Here is a 17,042-nt window from a genome sequence, read left to right on the forward strand (position 1 = left end):
CGGCATGGAACTCACAGGCGAGATCACCGCCGGCCGTCCCCTGCTCGTGCTGGCCGTGAAGGAAGAGGCGCAGTTCCTCGACACGGATCTCCCCGTCCTGCTCACCGGCATGGGCAAGGTCAACGCGGCGACCGCGCTGGCCACCGTCCTGGCCCGCGGCCCGCACCCCTCGGGCATCGTGAACCTGGGCACGGCGGGTGCGCTGCGCCCCGGCTGGACGGGCACCCACGTCATCGGCTCCGTGATCCAGCACGACCTGGACAACGCCGTGCTCGCCTCCCTGACGGGCGAGATCTACGGTGCGCCGATCGACCTGCCCGACCACGGCGGGCCCGTCCTCGCGACCGGCGACTCCTTCATCTCCGACGAGGCGGCCCGCGCCCGCCTGGCCGCGCACGCCCCGCTCGTCGACATGGAGGGCTACGCTCTCGCGTCCGCCGCCCAGCAGGCCGGTGTTCCGCTGCGCATCGTCAAGCACGTCAGCGACGAGGCGGGCGACGGCGCGGCCAGGACATGGCGCGAGACGGTCGCCGACTGCGCACGCGTCCTCGCCGACTGGACCGCGCGGAACGTCCCCGTACAGGCCTGATCCGCGACTCCCGGGCAAGGTGTAAAGGGTCGGCGATGAGATGATCGCGGACCATGTCCCGCGCGCTCCGGCACTCCCGCCGAGGCCGTCGGGCGCCCTCCGACCGAGACGAGCACGCCTTGGGAACCCGGCCGACGGCCCAGGTCACCCGAACCGCCCCCTCCTCCGCCACGTCCGCCTGCGCCGACGAAGGCGACGACGACCCCGGCCACAGCCCCGTGCCGGGCGACACGTCGATGTCCTGGCCCCGGCTGTGGGCGGCGCTGCGTCGCACGCCCGTGTCGATGTGGAACGACGACGTGTCGGACTGGGCCGCGGCGTTGACGTACTACGCGATCCTCGCCCTGCTGCCCGCCATGCTCGTGACCGTCTCGCTCATCGGGCTGGTCAGCCCTGCGACGACGGACGCACTGATCGCGCATGTCACGGCCTGGGCGCCCGCCGAGTCGGGCACCGCCCTGCACGGGGTGCTGCGCCACATGGCACACGAGCGGTCCGCCGCGCTCACCGTGACGATCGCGGGCGCCGTCAGCGCCCTGTGGTCGGCGTCGAGCTACTCGGCGGTGTTCCGCCGGGCCCTGCACACACTGCACGGCGTCCGCGACACCAGGCCCGTGTGGCGCAAGGCCCACCGCATTCTGCTGACCGCCTGCACGCTGCTCGCGCTCCTGGTGGCCAGCGCGCTCGTCCTCGTGCTCAGCGGATCCCTCGCCCAGTCTCTCGGGCACTGGCTCGGTCTCGGCGACACGGTCGCCGCGGCCTGGAACCTCCTCAAGTGGCCCGCCCTGCTGTGCCTGGTGGCGCTGCTCGTCCTGGTCCTGTTCCGCTCGGGACCGCCCGCCGCCCGAGGGTGGCGGCACGGCCTGCCGGGCGGTCTGCTCGCCGCGCTGATCTGGCTCGTCGCATCGGCCGGCTTCACGTTCTACGCCTCGCAGTTCGGCACCTACAGCAGGCTCTACGGCTCCCTGGCGGGGGGCATCGTGTTCCTCGTCTGGCTGTGGGTGTCGAACCTGGCGCTGCTGGCCGGGGCCCAGTTCGGCGTCGAGCTGAACCGGGCCGCGCCCCACGCGCCCGAGGTCAACGCCGACGACGCAGCGCCTGCGGAGTGAGGTCGGCGAGCGTCGGGTAACCGTCCACGGCCATGATCAGGTCGGTCTCCGCGAGCAGGGACCGCAGCACGTGGACGATCCCGTCGACGCCGCCGAGGGCGAGGCCGTACGCATAGGGACGGCCGATGCCGACCGCCGTGGCGCCGAGGGCGAGCGCCTTGACCACATCGGCTCCGGAACGCACACCCGAGTCGAACAGGACGGGCAGACCGTCGGCTGCCTCCACCACGTCGGGCAGGGCGTCGATGGCGGCGAGCCCTCCGTTGGCCTGCCGTCCGCCGTGGTTCGAGCAGTAGATGCCGTCGACGCCGCCGTCCTTGGCGCGTCGTACGTCCTCGGGGTGGCACAGGCCCTTGACGATCAGCGGAAGGTTGGTGAGCGAGCGCAGCCAGGGGAGGTCGTCCCACGTCAGGGGATTGCCGAAGACGCTCGCGAACTGCATGACGACGGCCTGTGTGTCGTCGGCGCGGCCCTGCGGGAGCCGGGAACGGAAGACCGGGTCGGAGGTGTAGTTGCTGAGGCAGTGGCCGCGCAGCTGCGGGAAGTTGCCGGTGGACAGGTCGCGGGGCCGCCAGCCGGTGACCCACGTGTCCATGGTGACGACGATCCCCTTGAAGCCCGCCGCCTCCGCGCGGCTGACGAGGCTCTCGGCGAGGTCGCGGTCGGTCGGCGTGTAGAGCTGGAAGAAGCCGGGCGTGTCGCCGAACTCCTTGGCCACGTCCTCCATGGGGTCCGCGGAGAGGGTGGAGGCCACCATCGGAACCCCCGTGCGCGCGGCGGCCCGTGCCGTCGCGAGGTCGCCGCGCCCGTCCTGCCCGCAGAGCCCGATGACGCCGATGGGGCACATGAACAGCGGGCTGTCGAGCTTCAGTCCGAAGAGGTCGACGCTCAGGTCCCGCTTGCTCGCCCCGACGAACATGCGCGGCACGAGGCCCCACTGTTCGAACGCGGTGACGTTCTCGCGCTGGGTGAACTCGTCGCCCGCGCCACCCGCGACGTACGACCACACGGACGGCGCGAGCGCCTCACTCGCCCGCTGTTCCAACTCCGCGAAGGCCATGGGCAGCTCGGGGACGACGCCCCCGAGCGCGTTGAAGTAGATCTCGTGCTGGTAGTCACCGAACTGCTGCGTCATCGCGGCCACCCTCCTCGTCGAGCGCCACCGTGTCCTGGCGGTGGCGATCAGACACTAGTGCGCAGGCCGGCGGAGGGGAGCCCGTGGGGTGCGGGGTCAGGTCCGCACCCCACGGGCGGCTCGGGGCCCGCGAGGCAGCGGGAGTCGCCCAAGAATGCGGCGGAAGTCAGCCGGAGGTCAGGCGCCGCACGGCCTCCCGGGTGAGTGCGCGGCTCTGCGGGGCGCCGTCGAGGGAGCGGTGCAGGACCAACCCCTCGATCAGCGCGTCCAGTTGGCGGGCGGTGTCCGCGTCGAAGTGCCGCTCCAGGAGGTCGCGGCTGCGAGCCGTCCAGGCGTGGGTGAGTTCGCGGTACTCGTCGCGGCGGGCGGCGAGGGCGTAGAGCTCGTGGGTGAGGACGAGATCGCGACGCGAGCCCGCGGACAGCGCGTGGATGAGGTCGGTGACGGCTTCGCGGGCCCGCTCGGGGGTGCCGACGTCGGCCAGGTGCCGCTCGAACACGTCCACGATCTCGTCGGCGAACCGGGTGAAGGCCTCGCGCAACAAGTCATCGATGCCGGCGAAGTGGTAGGTCATCGAGCCGAGCGGCACGTCGGCGCGTACGGCGATCCTGCGGTGGGAGACGCCGGCGACGCCCTCTTCGGCGATGTGGTCGAGGGTGGCGGCGAGGATGCGCTCGCGGCGCTGCGGGTCCGTGCGTCCGGTGGCCATGGGGACGCCGGTCAGAGGGTGCGGACGGGGCGGGCGGGGTTGCCGACGGCCACGACGTTCGCCGGGACGTCCTTGGTGACCACGGCTCCGGCGCCGATGACGGAGTTGTCGCCGATGCTCACGCCGGGGCACACGATGACCCCGCCGCCGAGCCAGACGTTGTCGCCGATGGTGATGGGCAGCGCGGCTTCCAGCTTGTCGCGGCGGGGCTGCGGCTCCACCGGGTGGGTGGGGGTGAGGAGTTGGACGTTGGGTCCGATCTGACAGTCCTCGCCGATGGTGATCCGGGCGACGTCGAGCGCGGTGAGGTGGTAGTTGACGAAGGTGCGGGCGCCGATGGTGATGTTGCTGCCGTAGTCGACGTACAGCGGCGGCCGCACCTCGACGCCCTCCCCCACGGACGCGAGCAGGTCGTCCAGGATCGGCCGGGCCTTGCCGGCGTCCTCGATGAAGGCGTCCTGGTAGCGGGCGGCCAGCCGCATCGCCCGCTGCTGACGGCGGGCGATCTCGGGATCGTCGGCGATGTAGAGGTCACCCGCGACCATGCGCTCCAGGTTCGTCCGCGGGTCGTCGGCGAAGTAGTCCGTCGTCGTCATGCGTACGATCGTACACTCCAGAATGTACGAACGTACGCTCGCGACCTCGTCCGGCCTCGGCCTGCGGGGAGGACCGGGCAGCCTGTTCCGAGCCGTGCGAACGTGCGGAAAGCCCGCGGCCTGGCGTGGGACGCCTGCTCCTCCTCGACACGCGCACCGGGCGCCTGCTCCACACCCCACGGTTGCCGTCCATGACCACGCCGGACGGCCATGACCACTTCGTGAAGCTCGACATCCTCGACATCGCCGACGGTGCGGTGAGCATCGGCTGGCGAGACGACGAGGGGACCTGCCGATCGCCACGGAGTGGAGCCCGCCCGCGTCACGTCATCGACCAACGCTGCTACCTGCGACTCAGCTGTCGAGACTTGTCGGGCCCATTGCCGCCGGATCCGGCGACGGAGACAGTCGGACGACTGCCGGCCACGGTGACCTCTGGCGGGGGCTCGGCGGCCGACGATCGGCCGCCGAGCGGAGACGACTCAGATCAGCGCGTTCTTGTAGAAGATGCTGGAACGCCGGTCGCCCTCGTCGCCGGTGGCGAAGCCGATGAAGAGGCGGGCCTCACCGGCGTCGGTGCGGTAGATCGCCAGGCCCTCGGGCTCGCGCCACTTGAGGGTGGAGCCGGCCTTGGTGAGGACGGGGCCCTGCTTCACGGTGCCGGTGTTGATGTCGACGCTGGTGACGTAGGTGTTGCCGTCGCCGACGGGGGTGCCATCGCCGGGGTACGGGTCACCCGTCAGGAAGTACATGTACGAGCCGTAGAGGGTGTAGCCCTGCGCGGTGCCGGAGATCGTCGGCTGCTGGAAGTCGACCAACGGCGACCCGAAGCTGCCCGACTCGAAGGCGGAGAGGGGGTACACAGCGATGCGCTTGCCGGCGCTGGTGTTGTAGCGCACGATCATGCGCTGGTACACGGGGTCGGCGGAGCAGGTGTACTCAGTGGCGCCGGAGATCGGCCGGTAGGCGGCCGAAGCAGCCGGCGAGGCCAAGGTGGTGTCGGCGGTGTAGCGGACGGGGGTGAGCGCGGTGCCGTACCCGTTGCCGTTCGCGGCGCACTCGATCCACAGATCGGTGCCGGAGCCACTCGGCACCGCGGCGAAGGCGACTCCGTGGCCGAAGCCGTTGAGGTGCATGTACGAGATGTAGTTCCCGTCGAAGTCCATCTTGTTGATGCACAGGTCACCGGCGGACTCGGCGCTCCCATCCCGCTTCGTTGCCACGAACAGGAACTTGTTCACCCAGTCGAAGGCGAAGCTCTGCTGGACCCGCGGACCGTGCAAGTCCTTGGACCGGAACAGGTCGTACGACGGCTGCGTGAGATCGAACCGCTTGGTGGTGGCCACCGCGGCGGAGGCGGTCTGCGCGCCGACGCCGAGCCCGACCGCGGCGAGCGCGGCGCCGGCGCCGGTGCGTATGAGGCCGCGGCGGGAGATCGGGAGGCCAGAGGTGCGCTTCATGGGGGGGACTCCAGAGACATGAGTGGAGGGCAAGGACACGTGATGCTATCCGTGGGAGGGGCCGTGCGACGGACCAGACTCCACTGAGCAGTTGGGGCCGGCCGACGGGTCAGGTCGGATGCCGAGGGGAGTCCGTTTGGCGTATGCACCACGCCGCTTCATGTCTCCGGACCTCCCGAAACCGCCCCGTCAAGGTCTGCTGGGGCACGGACCCGGACCAGACCATCCGGATCGCTCACCTCCTCTGGGCGGACGCGTGACGACCACCAGGCATGCGGTTCCCTGCCGTGGGGGCGCCACCCGTTCTGTGACAGTCACGCCGGCCTGACCGTGAGGGCGAACTCCCTTGCCGGTCAACGCCGTTGCCCGCTGCCGGCGCACCGTCCTGTCTGCTGCCACTCGCCCGCCTGAACGCTCGCGGAACGTCATCGGCTGACGGAGGATGGCCGCATGACGCACCCTCCGATCCCCGCGCGCTCCCTTCCGGCCGCCGCCCCCTCCGAGATGGACGTCGACGCTCGCGGTGTCTCCCGTTTCCTCGACGCCCTCGACTCACACCCCTGCATCGAGCCACACAGCCTCATGGTGCTGCGTGGCGGGCACACCGTCGCCGAGGGCTGGTGGTTCCCGTACGGGCCGGACCGCGTCCATCTGCTCTACTCGCTGAGCAAGAGCTTCGCGGCGACGGCGGCCGGACTGGCCTACGGCGACGGGCTCCTCGACCTGGACGCACCGGTCATCTCCTACTTCCCCGAGTTCGCCGACGACATCACCGACCCGCGATCCCGCCGCATACTGGTGCGCCACATCGCCGCCATGGCCAGCGGCCACCTGGAGGAGCAGATCGTCGCCGCCCACCGGACCGACCGGGTCGAGCCGGTACGCGGGTTCCTCCTCAACCCTCCCGAGCAAGACCCCGGAACCGTCTTCACCTACAACCAGCCCAACACCTACACCCTGGCCGCGATCGTCTCGAAGGTGACCGGCCGCCACCTCGACGACTATCTGCGCGAGCGACTCTACGAACCGCTCGGCATCGGTGAGGCCCTGTGGACCGAGCAGACTCCGGGCCGGGTGATGGGGTTCAGCGGACTGCACACCACCACCGACGCGATCGCCCGCCTCGGCCAGCTGTACCTGAACGGGGGCGTGTGGCAGGGCGAGCGGCTGTTGCCCGAGCGATGGGTGCGCGAGGCGACACGGCGCCAGGTGGAGACTTCACACCGTTCTCCGGCGCCCGACGAGAGCCCCGACTGGCAGCTGGGTTACGGGTTCCAGTTCTGGATGGCCCGCCACGGTTACCGCGGCGACGGTGCGTACGGGCAGTTCTGCCTGGTACTGCCGGAGAAGGACGCGGTGGTGGCGATCACCGCTGCCACCGAGCGGATGCAGGACGTCCTGGACGCCGCCTGGGAGCATCTGCTTCCCGCCCTTGACACCAAGGGCTCCCTTGAGGCTGACTCCGAACTCGCCCATAAGCTTGCCGGGTTGAATCTGCCTACCGTGATCGGCTCCGTCGCACCCAGCAGTGGCGCACCGGCATGGACGGCCGCACGGTTCACGCCTGCCGTACGGGAGGAACCCGCGACCGGCGCATCCCTCGTGACGAGCCCGGACGGCACCTGGACCCTGACACTGGACGACCCGTCGGGCGCCCGGCTCGCAGTACCCCTGGGCCTGGGTGGCTGGGCGGTGACCGAAGGCACCGACGACACCCCGCCCCTCGCCGCCAGCGCGGCCTGGGACACGGACGGCACGACCCTGCGCGCCACCGTCCAGTTCCTGGAGACTCCCCACCGCCTCGACGCCAGCCTCACCTTGACGGACCACCACCTGATGACGTCCTGGAGCACGGTTCCGCTCCGTCGGACCTCATTCATGGACCAGCGAGCGCCACGGTAGGTCTGTGGACTCGGCGGCGGATTCGATCAGGCGCGGGGTGACCGCCGGGTGGCTGATCACGGGAGCGTGGGATGCGCCCTGCGCCTCGAGGGCGTGGGAATCGGCCGCCGGCAGAAGAAGCGTTCCACGACGAGAGGGACGGCCTTGTCCTGGGTGGCGACCATGACTCAGGGAGATTCGTCGCAGGCGCTGACAGGTGAACTCCGACACGCGCCGAGGTGGCGTCAGGCAGGCTGCGGGGCGGGCGTTGCCGGAGCGGCCGCGATCTTGCGGGTCTCGCGCAGTATCAACAGGCCGTTGACCGCCATCAGTGTCGCGGTCAGACAGTGGACACCGAGCGCGGTCGCCACGGAGCCGTGGTGGGCCAGCACGGTGGTCATGTCGCCGTACGCGGCGAGGGACTCCACCAGCAGCGCCCAGCCCAGCGCCCGGCGGTGGCCCGTCACCAGCAGGACCGCCAGGACCAGAGCCAGGACGACGTCGCGGATTCCCTTGACGATCAGGAAGCCGTCGCCGTCGCCGGACGGCCGGCCCGGCAGGCCGAAGCCCGGCGCCGTCGCCTCCGGGCTCAGGATGAACTCCGTCCCGAACCAGAGGATGAAGAGGATGAAAGCGGCGGCCAGAACGGTGTTGATCTTCTTGAGCGACATCGTTCTTCTCCTTGTGAGTCTTCGTCAGCTTGGTGAGCTTCGTGGAGCTTGCTGATGCGCGTGGAGCCTGATCGGGCCGCGCGGACGCGGCTGATCGAAGGGCGCAGCTTGCCGGGGTCGCAGGTATGGGCTGTCGGCGGCAGCCCACATTCCCGGATGCCGGGTTTTCTCAGGCCCGCCGCTGTGCGGGAGCGGGGATCGTGCGCCGCCGGCGCGGTGACGGCCCGCGGGCTCAGGCGAGGGCGGCGACCAGCAGGGTGAAGGCGGCGACGATGACGGCGACACGGACGTAGTGCCAGCGGTCCCAGCGGTTCATCTGCTCCTTCCAGTCGTCCGGCCGATTCTCGGGGGTCCACGTCTTGCCCCGGTTGTTGATCGGGACGAGCAGCAGGAGCGACATGACCACGCTGAGGATCAGCAGCGCGCCGGCGGTGACGACGAGGCCGGCGCCGGGGCGGTGCCATCCGGTGAGGGCCCAGACCGCGACGAGGACGAGCGAGCCGATGTACCAGACCGGCATCACGGCGCCGAGCATCCGGCCCCCGTGGGCGCGGCCGAGTTGGCCGCTGTCCTCGGGGAGTGCGTTGAAGATCCGGTTCATGACGAAGGCGACGGAGAACTCCACCCCCACCATCACGCCGACAGCCACGGTGGTGAACACCTCGAGTGCGTTGAACATGATGACCCTTCCTGGAATCTAGCGTCGCTAGCTGATGAGGCAACGCTAGTACTGCCGCCGCTCTGTTGTCTAGCAGTGCTAGGATCGAATCATGTCGGTACAGGAACGCAAGCAGCGCGAACGGGCGGTCCGCGAGCGCCTCATCGTGGCCACGGCCCGCGAACTCGCCGAGCAGCAGGGCTGGGACGCGGTCACCACCCGCCGGCTCGCCGAGCGCATCGAATACAGCCAGCCCGTGCTCTACAGCCATTTCCGCGGCAAGCGCGAGATCATCGGCGCTGTCGCCCTCGAGGGTGCCGCCGAACTGGCCGCGGCGGTGCGGGCCGCGACCGCCGCAGCGGACGGCCCGCGCGCCCGGGTGTACTCCCTCGCGTGCGCCTACCTCGACTTCGCCGAACGCCATCCGGCGGTCTACGACGCCCTGTTCCAGCTCGACGGCGGTCTCCCGTACGCCCAGGAGGACACCCCGGAACCTCTCAAGGACGCCTTCGCCGCCCTGATGGAGAGCCTGGGCGATGTCGCCGGGGACGGCGTCCACCCGGGACTGTTCACCGAGGTGTTCTGGGCGTCCCTGCACGGCCTCGCGACCCTGACACGGGCGGGACGCCTTCTGCCGGAGGAGGCCGCACAGAGGGTGGAGCTGCTGGTGGACCGGCTCGCCGTGGTCTGACACACCGTCCCGGCGGGCACACAGCCGGGGCCCTCGGGCCCTGCCGCTGCCTGCCTCCGGCAACGCTTCCGGTCACTCCCAGGCGCACGGTGCAGCGACAGATCGCCGGGCCCCGTACCCCCAGCGGGGCACCCGCCGCCCCGCCGGCTGCGATGCTCATTGATCGCGGCCCGATCCACGCCCTGACGCTGGGTCATTCGCCGGTGCCCTCGTCGCCGTCGTCGTCCTCGTCGTCCTCGTCGTCCTCGTCGTCCTCGTCGTCCTCGTCGAGGTGAACGGTCGCCGGGTCACGCAGTGGGCGCAGACCCTCACTTGGCGGGCGGGCCGGCGGCGAAGCTGTAACGGCCCAGGCAGTCGACGTTGGCGGGCTGCAGCGGGGAGACCCGGGCCACGTCCCCGTCCAGGAGGTCATGCTCCCGCTCATCGACAGCAGCGCACTTAGGTGGTCGACGCGGCAGCGGCAGGTAGCGCGTTGCCCAGAACATGACGGCACTGAGGACCAGGCCGAGTGCGCCGTGACTCGTGGACGGTGAGCTGCCGGTTCATCTGGCGCCCGTAGATGCCGTCGACCGGGTCGACGATCCGGAGCAGGAGCCGCCGATGGTGCCAGCGGCACTGGCGACACCCAGGGCGGCACCCAGGTCGGCGGCATTGGCAACACCCAAGGCGGCTCCTGACACCCTCGGCCTGGTCCTCGCCGTCATGGTCACGGTGCCTCGGTGCACGACTCGACGGGTGGGAGACGGCTGCTGGACGAGCTGGCCGCCACGCATCCAATCGTGACCATGGTCTGGGCTGAATGGCGACCACGAGTCGAGTGGCGAATCGGTCAACGCGCCCTGAACGTCGATCAGATGCCCTCTCAGGACTCCAGACGAAGTCTCTTGGACCTGACCTGGTCAGGGGTCGGTGTCGTGCACGGAGCCGCCGGGTGTCGGGACGCAGCAGTCAGCCGCGTAATCTCACGCGATAAACCCGGCGACGTCGGCGATCATCCCCGGGATACTGGTCGCCCATGGATGAGGTCGAAGTCGTCGTCGCCCATTCCGAGCGCGCGACCCTGCGCGTCGGTGACGTGTTCCTGAAGGTGGACGCCGATCAGGCGCGCCTCGATGCCGAGGTCGAGGCGATGTCCCTCGCGCCGGTCCCGACCCCGGAAATCCTGTGGCACAAGCCGCCCGTGCTCGCGATCACCGCACTCCCTGGGACGACGCTTGGGCGCCTCGGCGGGGCGTCGACCGGGTCGGCGGCGGCGTGGGCCGCGGCGGGCGCAGCCATCCGGACGCTGCACGACGCGCCGCTGCCGCCCCGGCCGGGCCGGGCCGGCCGGGGCATCGTCGCGCTGGCGGCGGAACTCGACGAGGAGTGCGCGTTGCTCGTGACGAACGGCCTCCTGCCCGCCGACCTGGTCATCCACAACCGCCAGGTCGCCGAGGCCGCGCTCCGGCCGTGGACTCCGGCGTTCACACACGGCGACCTGCAGATCGCGCACGTCTTCGTCGACGGCGACGAGGTCACGGGCATCATCGACTGGTCCGAGGCGGGCCAGGGTGATGCCCTGTACGACCTCGCCACCTTCACGCTCGGACACGAGGAGCACCTCGACGATGTCGTCGCCGGATATGGCACCGACATCGACCTCGACGTGATCCACGCGTGGTGGTCGTTGCGAAGCCTGCTGGTGGTTCGCTGGCTGATCGAGCACGGCTTCGACCCGTTCGCGCCGGGCTGTGAGGTCGACGTGCTGAGATCCCGGATGTGAGGCTGCGCGGGCCCGACACCATGTTCAGCGATGCGGTCAGTCGTTTTCGACTTCGTGATCGTCAAGCGGAGAGCATCTTGACGATCTCGTCGGTCGAGATGATGGCGCTCGCGTACTGAGGCATGTTGAACTGCAGCGACGCGTCCATTTCTGCGGCCCCGAAGCTGCCGATGGCGTCCTTCACCACCGTGACCTCGTGGCCGAGTTCGGCGCCGAAGCGGACGGTGGATTCGATGCAGGTGTTGGCACGCATGCCGATCACGACGATCTTGCGGACGCCCGTCTTCTTGAGCTGCAGGTCGAGGTCCGTGTTGGCGAATCCACTGGAGAGCCAGTGCTCCTGCGCGACGATGTCGCCAGGGCGCGGCTCGAAATCGGGGTGGAAGGTTCCGCCCCAGGTTCCGTCGGCGAACACGTGCGCCTGCGCGGCGGAGACCTGGACCGGGGGCATCGTCTTCCAGCGGTTGTACGGGTCGCTTTCACGCCACCGATGGTGCGGGGCGATGAAGACCTGCACGTCGGCCGCCCGGGCGGCGGCGAGGACCTGGCGCATGTGATCGACGACGTTGAGCGCGTCGAGGGTCGAGCGAGCGCGGTCGTAGAGCTTGCCGCCCTCCGACAGGAAGTCGTTGTACGGGTCGACGATCAGCAGCCCCGTCAGGGCGGGTTCGTAACTCTTCTCGGATGCCATCTGCATCACTTTCCACGGCTGTGTGAAGTTCTCGCGGACAGGGGCCACAGGTCAGCCGGAAGGGCGTCTTCGAGACCGCCGTCAGCCCCGGAGCACCGGGTCCGGCATGATCCTGACGTCTGGAGGTCGCCCCTCATCCAGGCGACGAGGGCAGCGGCCCAGCGGTACGGCATCGGGGGCGGCTGCGCGTGGTGACGGTCGTGGACGGACCACACGAAGGGCTGCGTACGGCGCGGGACCGTACGCGGTGGTGGACGTCGAGGCTGGACGGCGCGTCGATGCACGGACGAAGTACTGATCGTCGCAGGCGCGGTGGCAACGCCCGCCAGAACGCGACACGATCGGCAGGGACCCGATGCCGCCACTGGCATTCTCCTCCGCCGGCCCCACGTCAGTGGTGTTCTTTCAGTCCGTCAGGCCCTCGATGGCCACAGGAAGATGGCGCGGGCCGCGCAGCACGGCGTTGGCACGGTACGGCGGCGGGTCCTCGATCAGCCGGGAGAACGCGACCCGGCGGAAGAGTTCGGGTACGGCCACGTGGAGTTCTATGCGGGCGAGCGGGGCGCCGAAGCAGTAGTGGATGCCGGTGTAGAAGCCCAGGTGCTCGTTGTCCTTGCGGTCGGGATCGAACCGGTCGGGGTCCTCGAAGCGCCGGGGGTCGCGGTTGGCCGCGGCCAGCATGAGCCAGACCGGCGAGCCCTTGGGGATCGTGGTGCCGGCGATGTCGATGTCGGCCAGGGCGGTGGTCCACGGGACGAACTGGACCGGGGGCTCGTACCGGAGCACTTCCTCGACGAGGGGGACTGCCAGTTCCGGGTCCTTCTGGAACCGCTCGAGGATGTCGGGGTGGCGCAGCAGGGTGAGGGTCGTATTGGTGATCGCGTTGACGGTGGTCTCGTGGCCGGCGACCAGGAGCAGCACCGCGGTGGCCTCCAGGTCTGCCGGTGTCATGTCGGGGGCGAGCGCGCTGAGGATCCCGGGGCCGGGGTGGCGGCGTTTGGTCTCGATCAGGTCGGACAGGTAGGCGCCCAGCTCCTGGCGTGCCCGCTGTGCCTTGTCCGGGCCGCCGTCGTCGCCGGAGTGGGGATCGACGGACGACGCCAGGGCATCGGCCCAGGCGTGGAAGAGCGGTTCGTCCTCGCGCGGCACGCCCAGGACCTTGCAGATGGCGGTGACGGGAAGGGGGTAGGCGAAGTCCTCGACGATGTCGATCTGGTCCTTGCCCTCGAAGGCGTCGAGCAGCTCGGTGACGACCTTGGCCAGCTCTCCGCGCAGGCCGTCGAGGAATCTGGGGCTGTGCGGGGGACCGAACGGCCGGTTGATCGTGTCGCGCAGCCGGTCGTGCACGGGCGGGTCGGTGAAGATGAAGCTGGGCGGCAGGCCACTGTCGTCCGCCGGTTGCCCGGGGCGGCCATGGCCGGCTGAGCGGTTGCTCGTGTCGTTGCTCAGCCGCGGGTCGTTGGCCAGGCTCCGAACCTCGTAGTAGGTGCTGACCAGGTAGGTGCCGTCGTCCTCGCGCCTGACCGGAGTCTTGCGCAGCTCCGCGTAGAGCGGGTACGGATCGGCCCGATTGGCGTAGTCGGTGATCTGAGCGACGATGCTGGCGGACGTCATGGTGACTCCTGAGGGCTGCGCGGTACAGGGCCGGTGATCAGGCATGCGACGGGACGAACGCGACACGGCGCTCGCTCGGCGAGTGACCCGTCAGCGTGACCGTGGCCCCATGGGTGGGCAGATGGGGGTCGGGGAAGCCCGGGTCGATCGGATGCAGCGTCTCGGTACGGCGGTCGACCGCGCGGTACTCGGGCGGGAAGGGGGCGCCGGACGCGATCTGCTGCTCGTAGAACCCCAGCCACTTGGCTCCGTCGAAGGCGGCCGCGGCGATGACGCGGCCGCGGTACCCGTACACCGCGACGAACCGCTCCTCGGCGAGCGCCCCCTGGGCGACGACCATCTGGTCGCCCAGCGTGGGAACACCCACCGACTTGATGTTGACACCGAACTGGGTGGACCAGAACATCGGCAGCCACAGATGCGGACGGCGATCCGGACCGGCACAGATCATGTTGTGGGCGGCGATCTCGGCCTGTTCGACCGCGTTACCCCAGTGCTCCAGCGCCAGGAACTGGTAGTCGAACAGCGGGTGGGGGCTGCGCGCGACATCACCGGCGGCGTAGATGTCGTCGGTGACGATGCCGTTGACGTCGAACACCCGGCACCCGGCGTCGCACGCGATGCCCCGGGGACCCGCGGCGACTCCCGAGCCGGCGAGCCATTCCGTGTTCCGCATGGCCCCGAGCGAGACGACCGCCACCTCCACGTCGATCACCGCACCGTCTGACAGATGGGCGCGCCTGAGCCGTCCCACATCGTCGCCTTCGAGGGCGGTGACGCTGACCCCACAGCGCAGGTCGACTCCGTGCTTGCGCTGCAGTCGGTCCGCGACCGCGCCGATGACTCCGCCGAGCGCGCCCACCAGCGGCGCCGGGCCGCGTTCGGCGACCGTGACCTCGAGGCCGAGCTCCCGGCAGGCGGAGGCGACCTCGGAACCCGTGAAACCGGCGCCGATCACCAGCACCCGGGACACACCTCCGGTCAGCTTCCGGACCAGGCGGGCGGAGTCGTCGCGGGTACGCAGCACGAACACCCCGTCCAGCGCGGCCTCTTCCGGGTGGAACCAGGGGCGCGCTCTGGTCCCGGTGGTGATCAGCAGGCGGTCGTAGGGGACGGTGTCGCCGTTCGTCAGGCGTACCTGCTTGGTGTCCCGGTCCAGGCGCTCGGCGGCGACGCCCAGACGCCACTCGGCGTCGATGTCCCGCCGCCTCGGAAGCGCGGTGTCCTCGGGCCGAGCCCGCCCGAGCAGTGCCTGCTTGGACAGCGGCGGCCGGTCATAGGGCTCGTACGGCTCGTCGCCGATCATGGTCAGCGATCCGGTGAAGCCCTGCTCGCGCAAGGTCTCCGCCGCGCGCAGACCCGCCAGCGAGGCACCGACCACGACAATGCGGCCCTCGCGCCGCAGGACCTCGACGTCCGTGTCAGCCGACATGGGGCTCCACCCGCTTCGTCGGCTCATCGGAGTAGTCGACGAGGATGGCCTGGACCGGGCAGGCGGCGGCAGCCTTCTCCACGCGGTCACGCTGTGCCTCGTCGAAGCGAGGGGAGAACAGCAGCGCCTCTTCCCCGTGCAGGGCGAAGACGTCCGGGGCGAGGAAGACGCACTGCGCGAACCCCTGGCACCGGTTGAGATCGACGACAAGCCTCATTGGAATCCGCTCCCTGCACGGGCCGCGGTCGCCGAGCCCCGCAGCCGTCTGCGCTCGGTCCATTTGGTCGGTAGGCACGCCTCATCTCCAGGTTCAACCCCTCACCCAGGTCTTGCAAGGCAAGGCGACGCTCATCAGATCTGCGACTTCTGACCTGCGCGTCATTCACGATCTTGGCTTGATGCGCGTCTGGTCACGCCCCACGGAGTGAACGTGTCAAGGGGCGGGTGTCGTCGGACGTCGGCTCAGCCGGCAGTCCCGCGAGCCGGCGCCCCTAGCGTGCCGAACGATCCCGGTCCCTCGCGGCGGCGCAGCCGGTACAGCGGCGACGCGGGGCTGCCGGGCCGATGGCCGCGGCGATCTCCCGCACGGTGCTCGCCGCGATACGCGCCCACATCGCGGTCACGGCGAGGCTCCCACGGGGGCTGAAACGCCTTGGCCCTGTGCCGCTGAACGTCGATCCTTGACGCCGAAGTGTGACGGTCATCGGAATCGTGTCCATGACGTTTGAGCGGCGTGGCAGGAGTTCCTGGTCGTCAGGGCCTGTGGTGGGCGACCGCGCTGCCCGTTTCCGCCGGTGCGAGCCGTGCGGAGGCGGTGTACACAGGAGTCATGCCGCAGCGTCGCGACGGACTTCGACGGCCGGTGCGAACGGGGCGGGCGTTGCTCGCCATCCCGATCGCGTGGATCGTCGCAGTGTCCGCGGTCGACCTTCTTGCTCCGCCCGACATTCACCTGGGCCCGCTGCTCGTCGCGGCCCCGGCGATCACGCCGTTGTTCGGGGGGCCCTGGTCGGTGGGCCTGGTCTCCGCACTGGCGGTGATCGCGCAGACGATCATCGGGCTGGTCCGCGATCCTGACCAGATGCTCTCGTCCAACCACCAGGCACAGATCATCGCCCTGGTACTGGTCGGCGCGAGTTTGGTGATCTTCTGTGTCTTCCGGGAGCGTCGCGCAAAAGTGCTGGCGCAAGTGCGGTACGTGTCCGAGGCGGCCCAGCGTGTGGTCCTGCCGCCGCTGCCCGCGGAGATCGGGCCGCTGCGTGTGGCTTCCCTCTACCTCGCGGCAGAGGCCGAGGCCCAGATCGGCGGGGATCTGTACGCGGTGGCGCGCACCACCTCCGGCACCCGGCTGATCGTCGGTGATGTGCGAGGCAAGGGGCTGACCGCGGCCAATGACGCCGCCTTGCTGCTCGGTGCGTTCCGTGTTGCTGCCCACCGTCAGGCGGGCCTGGGCGAGCTGGTGAGCTATCTCGACCGAAGCGTGTGCTGGGACCTGATGGAGCCGGGCGAGACGGGCTGCTTCGGGGAAACGTTCATCACGGCCACCATCCTGGACATCCCCGACCGCGACGGCCGGGTCCAGATGGTTGCCTGCGGTCATCCGCCGCCGGTCGTCCTGCGCGACGGGCGGCCGACGACGATGGACGCCCTTCATCCCGCGCCTCCGCTGGGCCTGGGTGCACTCGCGCATCCGCAGTACCACGTCGACAGCTTCCCGTTCGAGCCGGGAGACCTTCTGCTGCTGTACACCGACGGCGTCACCGAGGCCCGCGACTCCACCGGCACCTTCTACCCACTCACCGACCGCATCACAGGCTGGACCGACAACGACCCCGACGCCTTCCTCATCCGCTTCCGGCGCGACCTGCTGCAGCACGTCGGCGGGCGCCTGGATGACGACGCAGCCATGATCGCCATCAAGCGCATGGCTTCGTTCACTCGAAGTGGTTCTGGCACCACTTCTGTGTAGCGGCCGCTCCGAGTGGTGGTCGGGCGGCTCGGTGAAGCGTCGCAAGTCGCCCGAAGAGGCCGGCGGGGACGTCTC

At 70.0% G+C, this 17,042-nt stretch carries 17 protein-coding genes; 6 read left to right on the plus strand and 11 right to left on the minus strand.

Annotated elements, in window-relative coordinates; translation table 11 throughout:
- Positions 1 to 4 precede the first annotated feature (4 nt).
- Both ACFC96_RS11865 and ACFC96_RS11870 read left to right on the plus strand, forming a co-directional pair.
- The gene (locus ACFC96_RS11865; RefSeq protein WP_376253202.1) at positions 5 to 589 is read left to right on the plus strand and encodes a nucleosidase; all 585 of its coding nucleotides are present in this window, start codon (positions 5 to 7) and stop codon (positions 587 to 589) included.
- Positions 590 to 708: 119 nt separating this feature from the next.
- Positions 709 to 1,698: a YihY/virulence factor BrkB family protein gene (locus tag ACFC96_RS11870; RefSeq protein ID WP_376611773.1), complete on the plus strand. Its 990-nt coding sequence runs from the start codon at positions 709 to 711 to the stop codon at positions 1,696 to 1,698.
- On the opposite strand, the gene ACFC96_RS11875 is transcribed toward ACFC96_RS11870, so the two are convergent.
- The 4 genes from ACFC96_RS11875 to ACFC96_RS11890 form a co-directional block, all read right to left on the minus strand.
- Complete coding sequence (locus tag ACFC96_RS11875) at positions 1,667 to 2,833, minus strand: alpha-hydroxy-acid oxidizing protein (RefSeq protein WP_376611775.1); 1,167 nt, start codon at positions 2,831 to 2,833, stop codon at positions 1,667 to 1,669. The genes ACFC96_RS11870 and ACFC96_RS11875 overlap by 32 nt on opposite strands.
- Positions 2,834 to 2,999: 166 nt before the next feature.
- Positions 3,000 to 3,542 (minus strand): TetR/AcrR family transcriptional regulator, encoded by a 543-nt coding sequence (locus tag ACFC96_RS11880; RefSeq protein WP_376611777.1) that lies wholly within the window; start codon positions 3,540 to 3,542, stop codon positions 3,000 to 3,002.
- 11 nt (positions 3,543 to 3,553) lie between these two features.
- Entirely contained in the window at positions 3,554 to 4,138 is a 585-nt protein-coding gene (locus ACFC96_RS11885) for a sugar O-acetyltransferase (protein WP_376611778.1), read from the minus strand.
- Between the two features lie 482 nt (positions 4,139 to 4,620).
- Positions 4,621 to 5,598 (minus strand): teichoic acid biosynthesis protein C, encoded by a 978-nt coding sequence (locus ACFC96_RS11890; RefSeq protein ID WP_376226644.1) that lies wholly within the window; start codon positions 5,596 to 5,598, stop codon positions 4,621 to 4,623.
- A gap of 450 nt (positions 5,599 to 6,048) precedes the next feature.
- Between ACFC96_RS11890 and ACFC96_RS11895 the strand changes: the two genes are divergently transcribed.
- On the plus strand, positions 6,049 to 7,500 hold the full coding sequence (locus tag ACFC96_RS11895; protein WP_376226643.1) for a serine hydrolase domain-containing protein: 1,452 nt from the start codon (positions 6,049 to 6,051) through the stop codon (positions 7,498 to 7,500).
- A gap of 224 nt (positions 7,501 to 7,724) precedes the next feature.
- Here the strand turns inward: ACFC96_RS11895 and ACFC96_RS11900 are convergent, their stop codons facing one another.
- Both ACFC96_RS11900 and ACFC96_RS11905 read right to left on the minus strand, forming a co-directional pair.
- Entirely contained in the window at positions 7,725 to 8,150 is a 426-nt protein-coding gene (locus ACFC96_RS11900) for a DUF4267 domain-containing protein (protein WP_376611780.1), read from the minus strand.
- A 232-nt stretch (positions 8,151 to 8,382) separates the two neighbouring features.
- On the minus strand, positions 8,383 to 8,829 hold the full coding sequence (locus tag ACFC96_RS11905; protein ID WP_376611782.1) for an anthrone oxygenase family protein: 447 nt from the start codon (positions 8,827 to 8,829) through the stop codon (positions 8,383 to 8,385).
- 91 nt (positions 8,830 to 8,920) lie between these two features.
- On the opposite strand from ACFC96_RS11905, the gene ACFC96_RS11910 reads away from it, so the two are divergent.
- Entirely contained in the window at positions 8,921 to 9,499 is a 579-nt protein-coding gene (locus ACFC96_RS11910; RefSeq protein ID WP_376227391.1) for a TetR/AcrR family transcriptional regulator, read from the plus strand.
- 193 nt (positions 9,500 to 9,692) lie between these two features.
- Here the strand turns inward: ACFC96_RS11910 and ACFC96_RS11915 are convergent, their stop codons facing one another.
- Positions 9,693 to 9,911 carry a hypothetical protein gene (locus ACFC96_RS11915; RefSeq protein WP_376611784.1) on the minus strand — a complete coding sequence of 73 codons (219 nt, stop codon included), beginning with the start codon at positions 9,909 to 9,911 and terminating at the stop codon, positions 9,693 to 9,695.
- A gap of 603 nt (positions 9,912 to 10,514) precedes the next feature.
- On the opposite strand from ACFC96_RS11915, the gene ACFC96_RS11920 reads away from it, so the two are divergent.
- A complete protein-coding gene (locus tag ACFC96_RS11920; protein WP_376611785.1) occupies positions 10,515 to 11,261 on the plus strand; it encodes a phosphotransferase family protein in 747 nt (248 codons plus the stop codon).
- Between the two features lie 61 nt (positions 11,262 to 11,322).
- On the opposite strand, the gene ACFC96_RS11925 is transcribed toward ACFC96_RS11920, so the two are convergent.
- The 4 genes from ACFC96_RS11925 to ACFC96_RS11940 all read right to left on the minus strand — a co-directional run bounded on the left by ACFC96_RS11925 (position 11,323) and on the right by ACFC96_RS11940 (position 15,215).
- Entirely contained in the window at positions 11,323 to 11,952 is a 630-nt protein-coding gene (locus ACFC96_RS11925; RefSeq protein WP_376611787.1) for an isochorismatase family cysteine hydrolase, read from the minus strand.
- A gap of 405 nt (positions 11,953 to 12,357) precedes the next feature.
- Positions 12,358 to 13,566 (minus strand): cytochrome P450, encoded by a 1,209-nt coding sequence (locus ACFC96_RS11930; RefSeq protein ID WP_376611788.1) that lies wholly within the window; start codon positions 13,564 to 13,566, stop codon positions 12,358 to 12,360.
- 37 nt (positions 13,567 to 13,603) lie between these two features.
- The gene (locus ACFC96_RS11935; protein WP_376253180.1) at positions 13,604 to 14,998 is read right to left on the minus strand and encodes an NAD(P)/FAD-dependent oxidoreductase; all 1,395 of its coding nucleotides are present in this window, start codon (positions 14,996 to 14,998) and stop codon (positions 13,604 to 13,606) included.
- Positions 14,988 to 15,215 (minus strand): ferredoxin, encoded by a 228-nt coding sequence (locus ACFC96_RS11940; RefSeq protein ID WP_168527920.1) that lies wholly within the window; start codon positions 15,213 to 15,215, stop codon positions 14,988 to 14,990. The genes ACFC96_RS11935 and ACFC96_RS11940 overlap by 11 nt, the downstream gene beginning before the upstream one ends.
- Positions 15,216 to 15,827: 612 nt before the next feature.
- Here ACFC96_RS11940 and ACFC96_RS11945 point away from each other — a divergent pair.
- Positions 15,828 to 16,967 (plus strand): PP2C family protein-serine/threonine phosphatase, encoded by a 1,140-nt coding sequence (locus tag ACFC96_RS11945; RefSeq protein WP_340459706.1) that lies wholly within the window; start codon positions 15,828 to 15,830, stop codon positions 16,965 to 16,967.
- Positions 16,968 to 17,042: the final 75 nt, after the last annotated feature.

This window comes from Streptomyces sp. NPDC055955 (genome assembly GCF_042270245.1).
Lineage (GTDB): Bacteria > Actinomycetota > Actinomycetes > Streptomycetales > Streptomycetaceae > Streptomyces.

Excerpts from the sequence above, each read along its gene's own strand:
- ACFC96_RS11865 (WP_376253202.1), top strand. The coding sequence starts at position 5 with ATGGAACTCACAGGCGAGATCACCGCCGGCCGTCCCCTGCTCGTGCTG.
- ACFC96_RS11875 (WP_376611775.1), bottom strand. The coding sequence starts at position 2,833 with ATGACGCAGCAGTTCGGTGACTACCAGCACGAGATCTACTTCAACGCG.
- ACFC96_RS11880 (WP_376611777.1), bottom strand. The coding sequence starts at position 3,542 with ATGGCCACCGGACGCACGGACCCGCAGCGCCGCGAGCGCATCCTCGCC.
- ACFC96_RS11885 (WP_376611778.1), bottom strand. The coding sequence starts at position 4,138 with ATGACGACGACGGACTACTTCGCCGACGACCCGCGGACGAACCTGGAG.
- ACFC96_RS11890 (WP_376226644.1), bottom strand. The coding sequence starts at position 5,598 with ATGAAGCGCACCTCTGGCCTCCCGATCTCCCGCCGCGGCCTCATACGC.
- ACFC96_RS11895 (WP_376226643.1), top strand. The coding sequence starts at position 6,049 with ATGACGCACCCTCCGATCCCCGCGCGCTCCCTTCCGGCCGCCGCCCCC.
- ACFC96_RS11900 (WP_376611780.1), bottom strand. The coding sequence starts at position 8,150 with ATGTCGCTCAAGAAGATCAACACCGTTCTGGCCGCCGCTTTCATCCTC.
- ACFC96_RS11905 (WP_376611782.1), bottom strand. The coding sequence starts at position 8,829 with ATGTTCAACGCACTCGAGGTGTTCACCACCGTGGCTGTCGGCGTGATG.
- ACFC96_RS11910 (WP_376227391.1), top strand. The coding sequence starts at position 8,921 with ATGTCGGTACAGGAACGCAAGCAGCGCGAACGGGCGGTCCGCGAGCGC.
- ACFC96_RS11915 (WP_376611784.1), bottom strand. The coding sequence starts at position 9,911 with ATGACCTCCTGGACGGGGACGTGGCCCGGGTCTCCCCGCTGCAGCCCG.
- ACFC96_RS11920 (WP_376611785.1), top strand. The coding sequence starts at position 10,515 with ATGGATGAGGTCGAAGTCGTCGTCGCCCATTCCGAGCGCGCGACCCTG.
- ACFC96_RS11925 (WP_376611787.1), bottom strand. The coding sequence starts at position 11,952 with ATGGCATCCGAGAAGAGTTACGAACCCGCCCTGACGGGGCTGCTGATC.
- ACFC96_RS11930 (WP_376611788.1), bottom strand. The coding sequence starts at position 13,566 with ATGACGTCCGCCAGCATCGTCGCTCAGATCACCGACTACGCCAATCGG.
- ACFC96_RS11935 (WP_376253180.1), bottom strand. The coding sequence starts at position 14,998 with ATGTCGGCTGACACGGACGTCGAGGTCCTGCGGCGCGAGGGCCGCATT.
- ACFC96_RS11940 (WP_168527920.1), bottom strand. The coding sequence starts at position 15,215 with ATGAGGCTTGTCGTCGATCTCAACCGGTGCCAGGGGTTCGCGCAGTGC.
- ACFC96_RS11945 (WP_340459706.1), top strand. The coding sequence starts at position 15,828 with ATGCCGCAGCGTCGCGACGGACTTCGACGGCCGGTGCGAACGGGGCGG.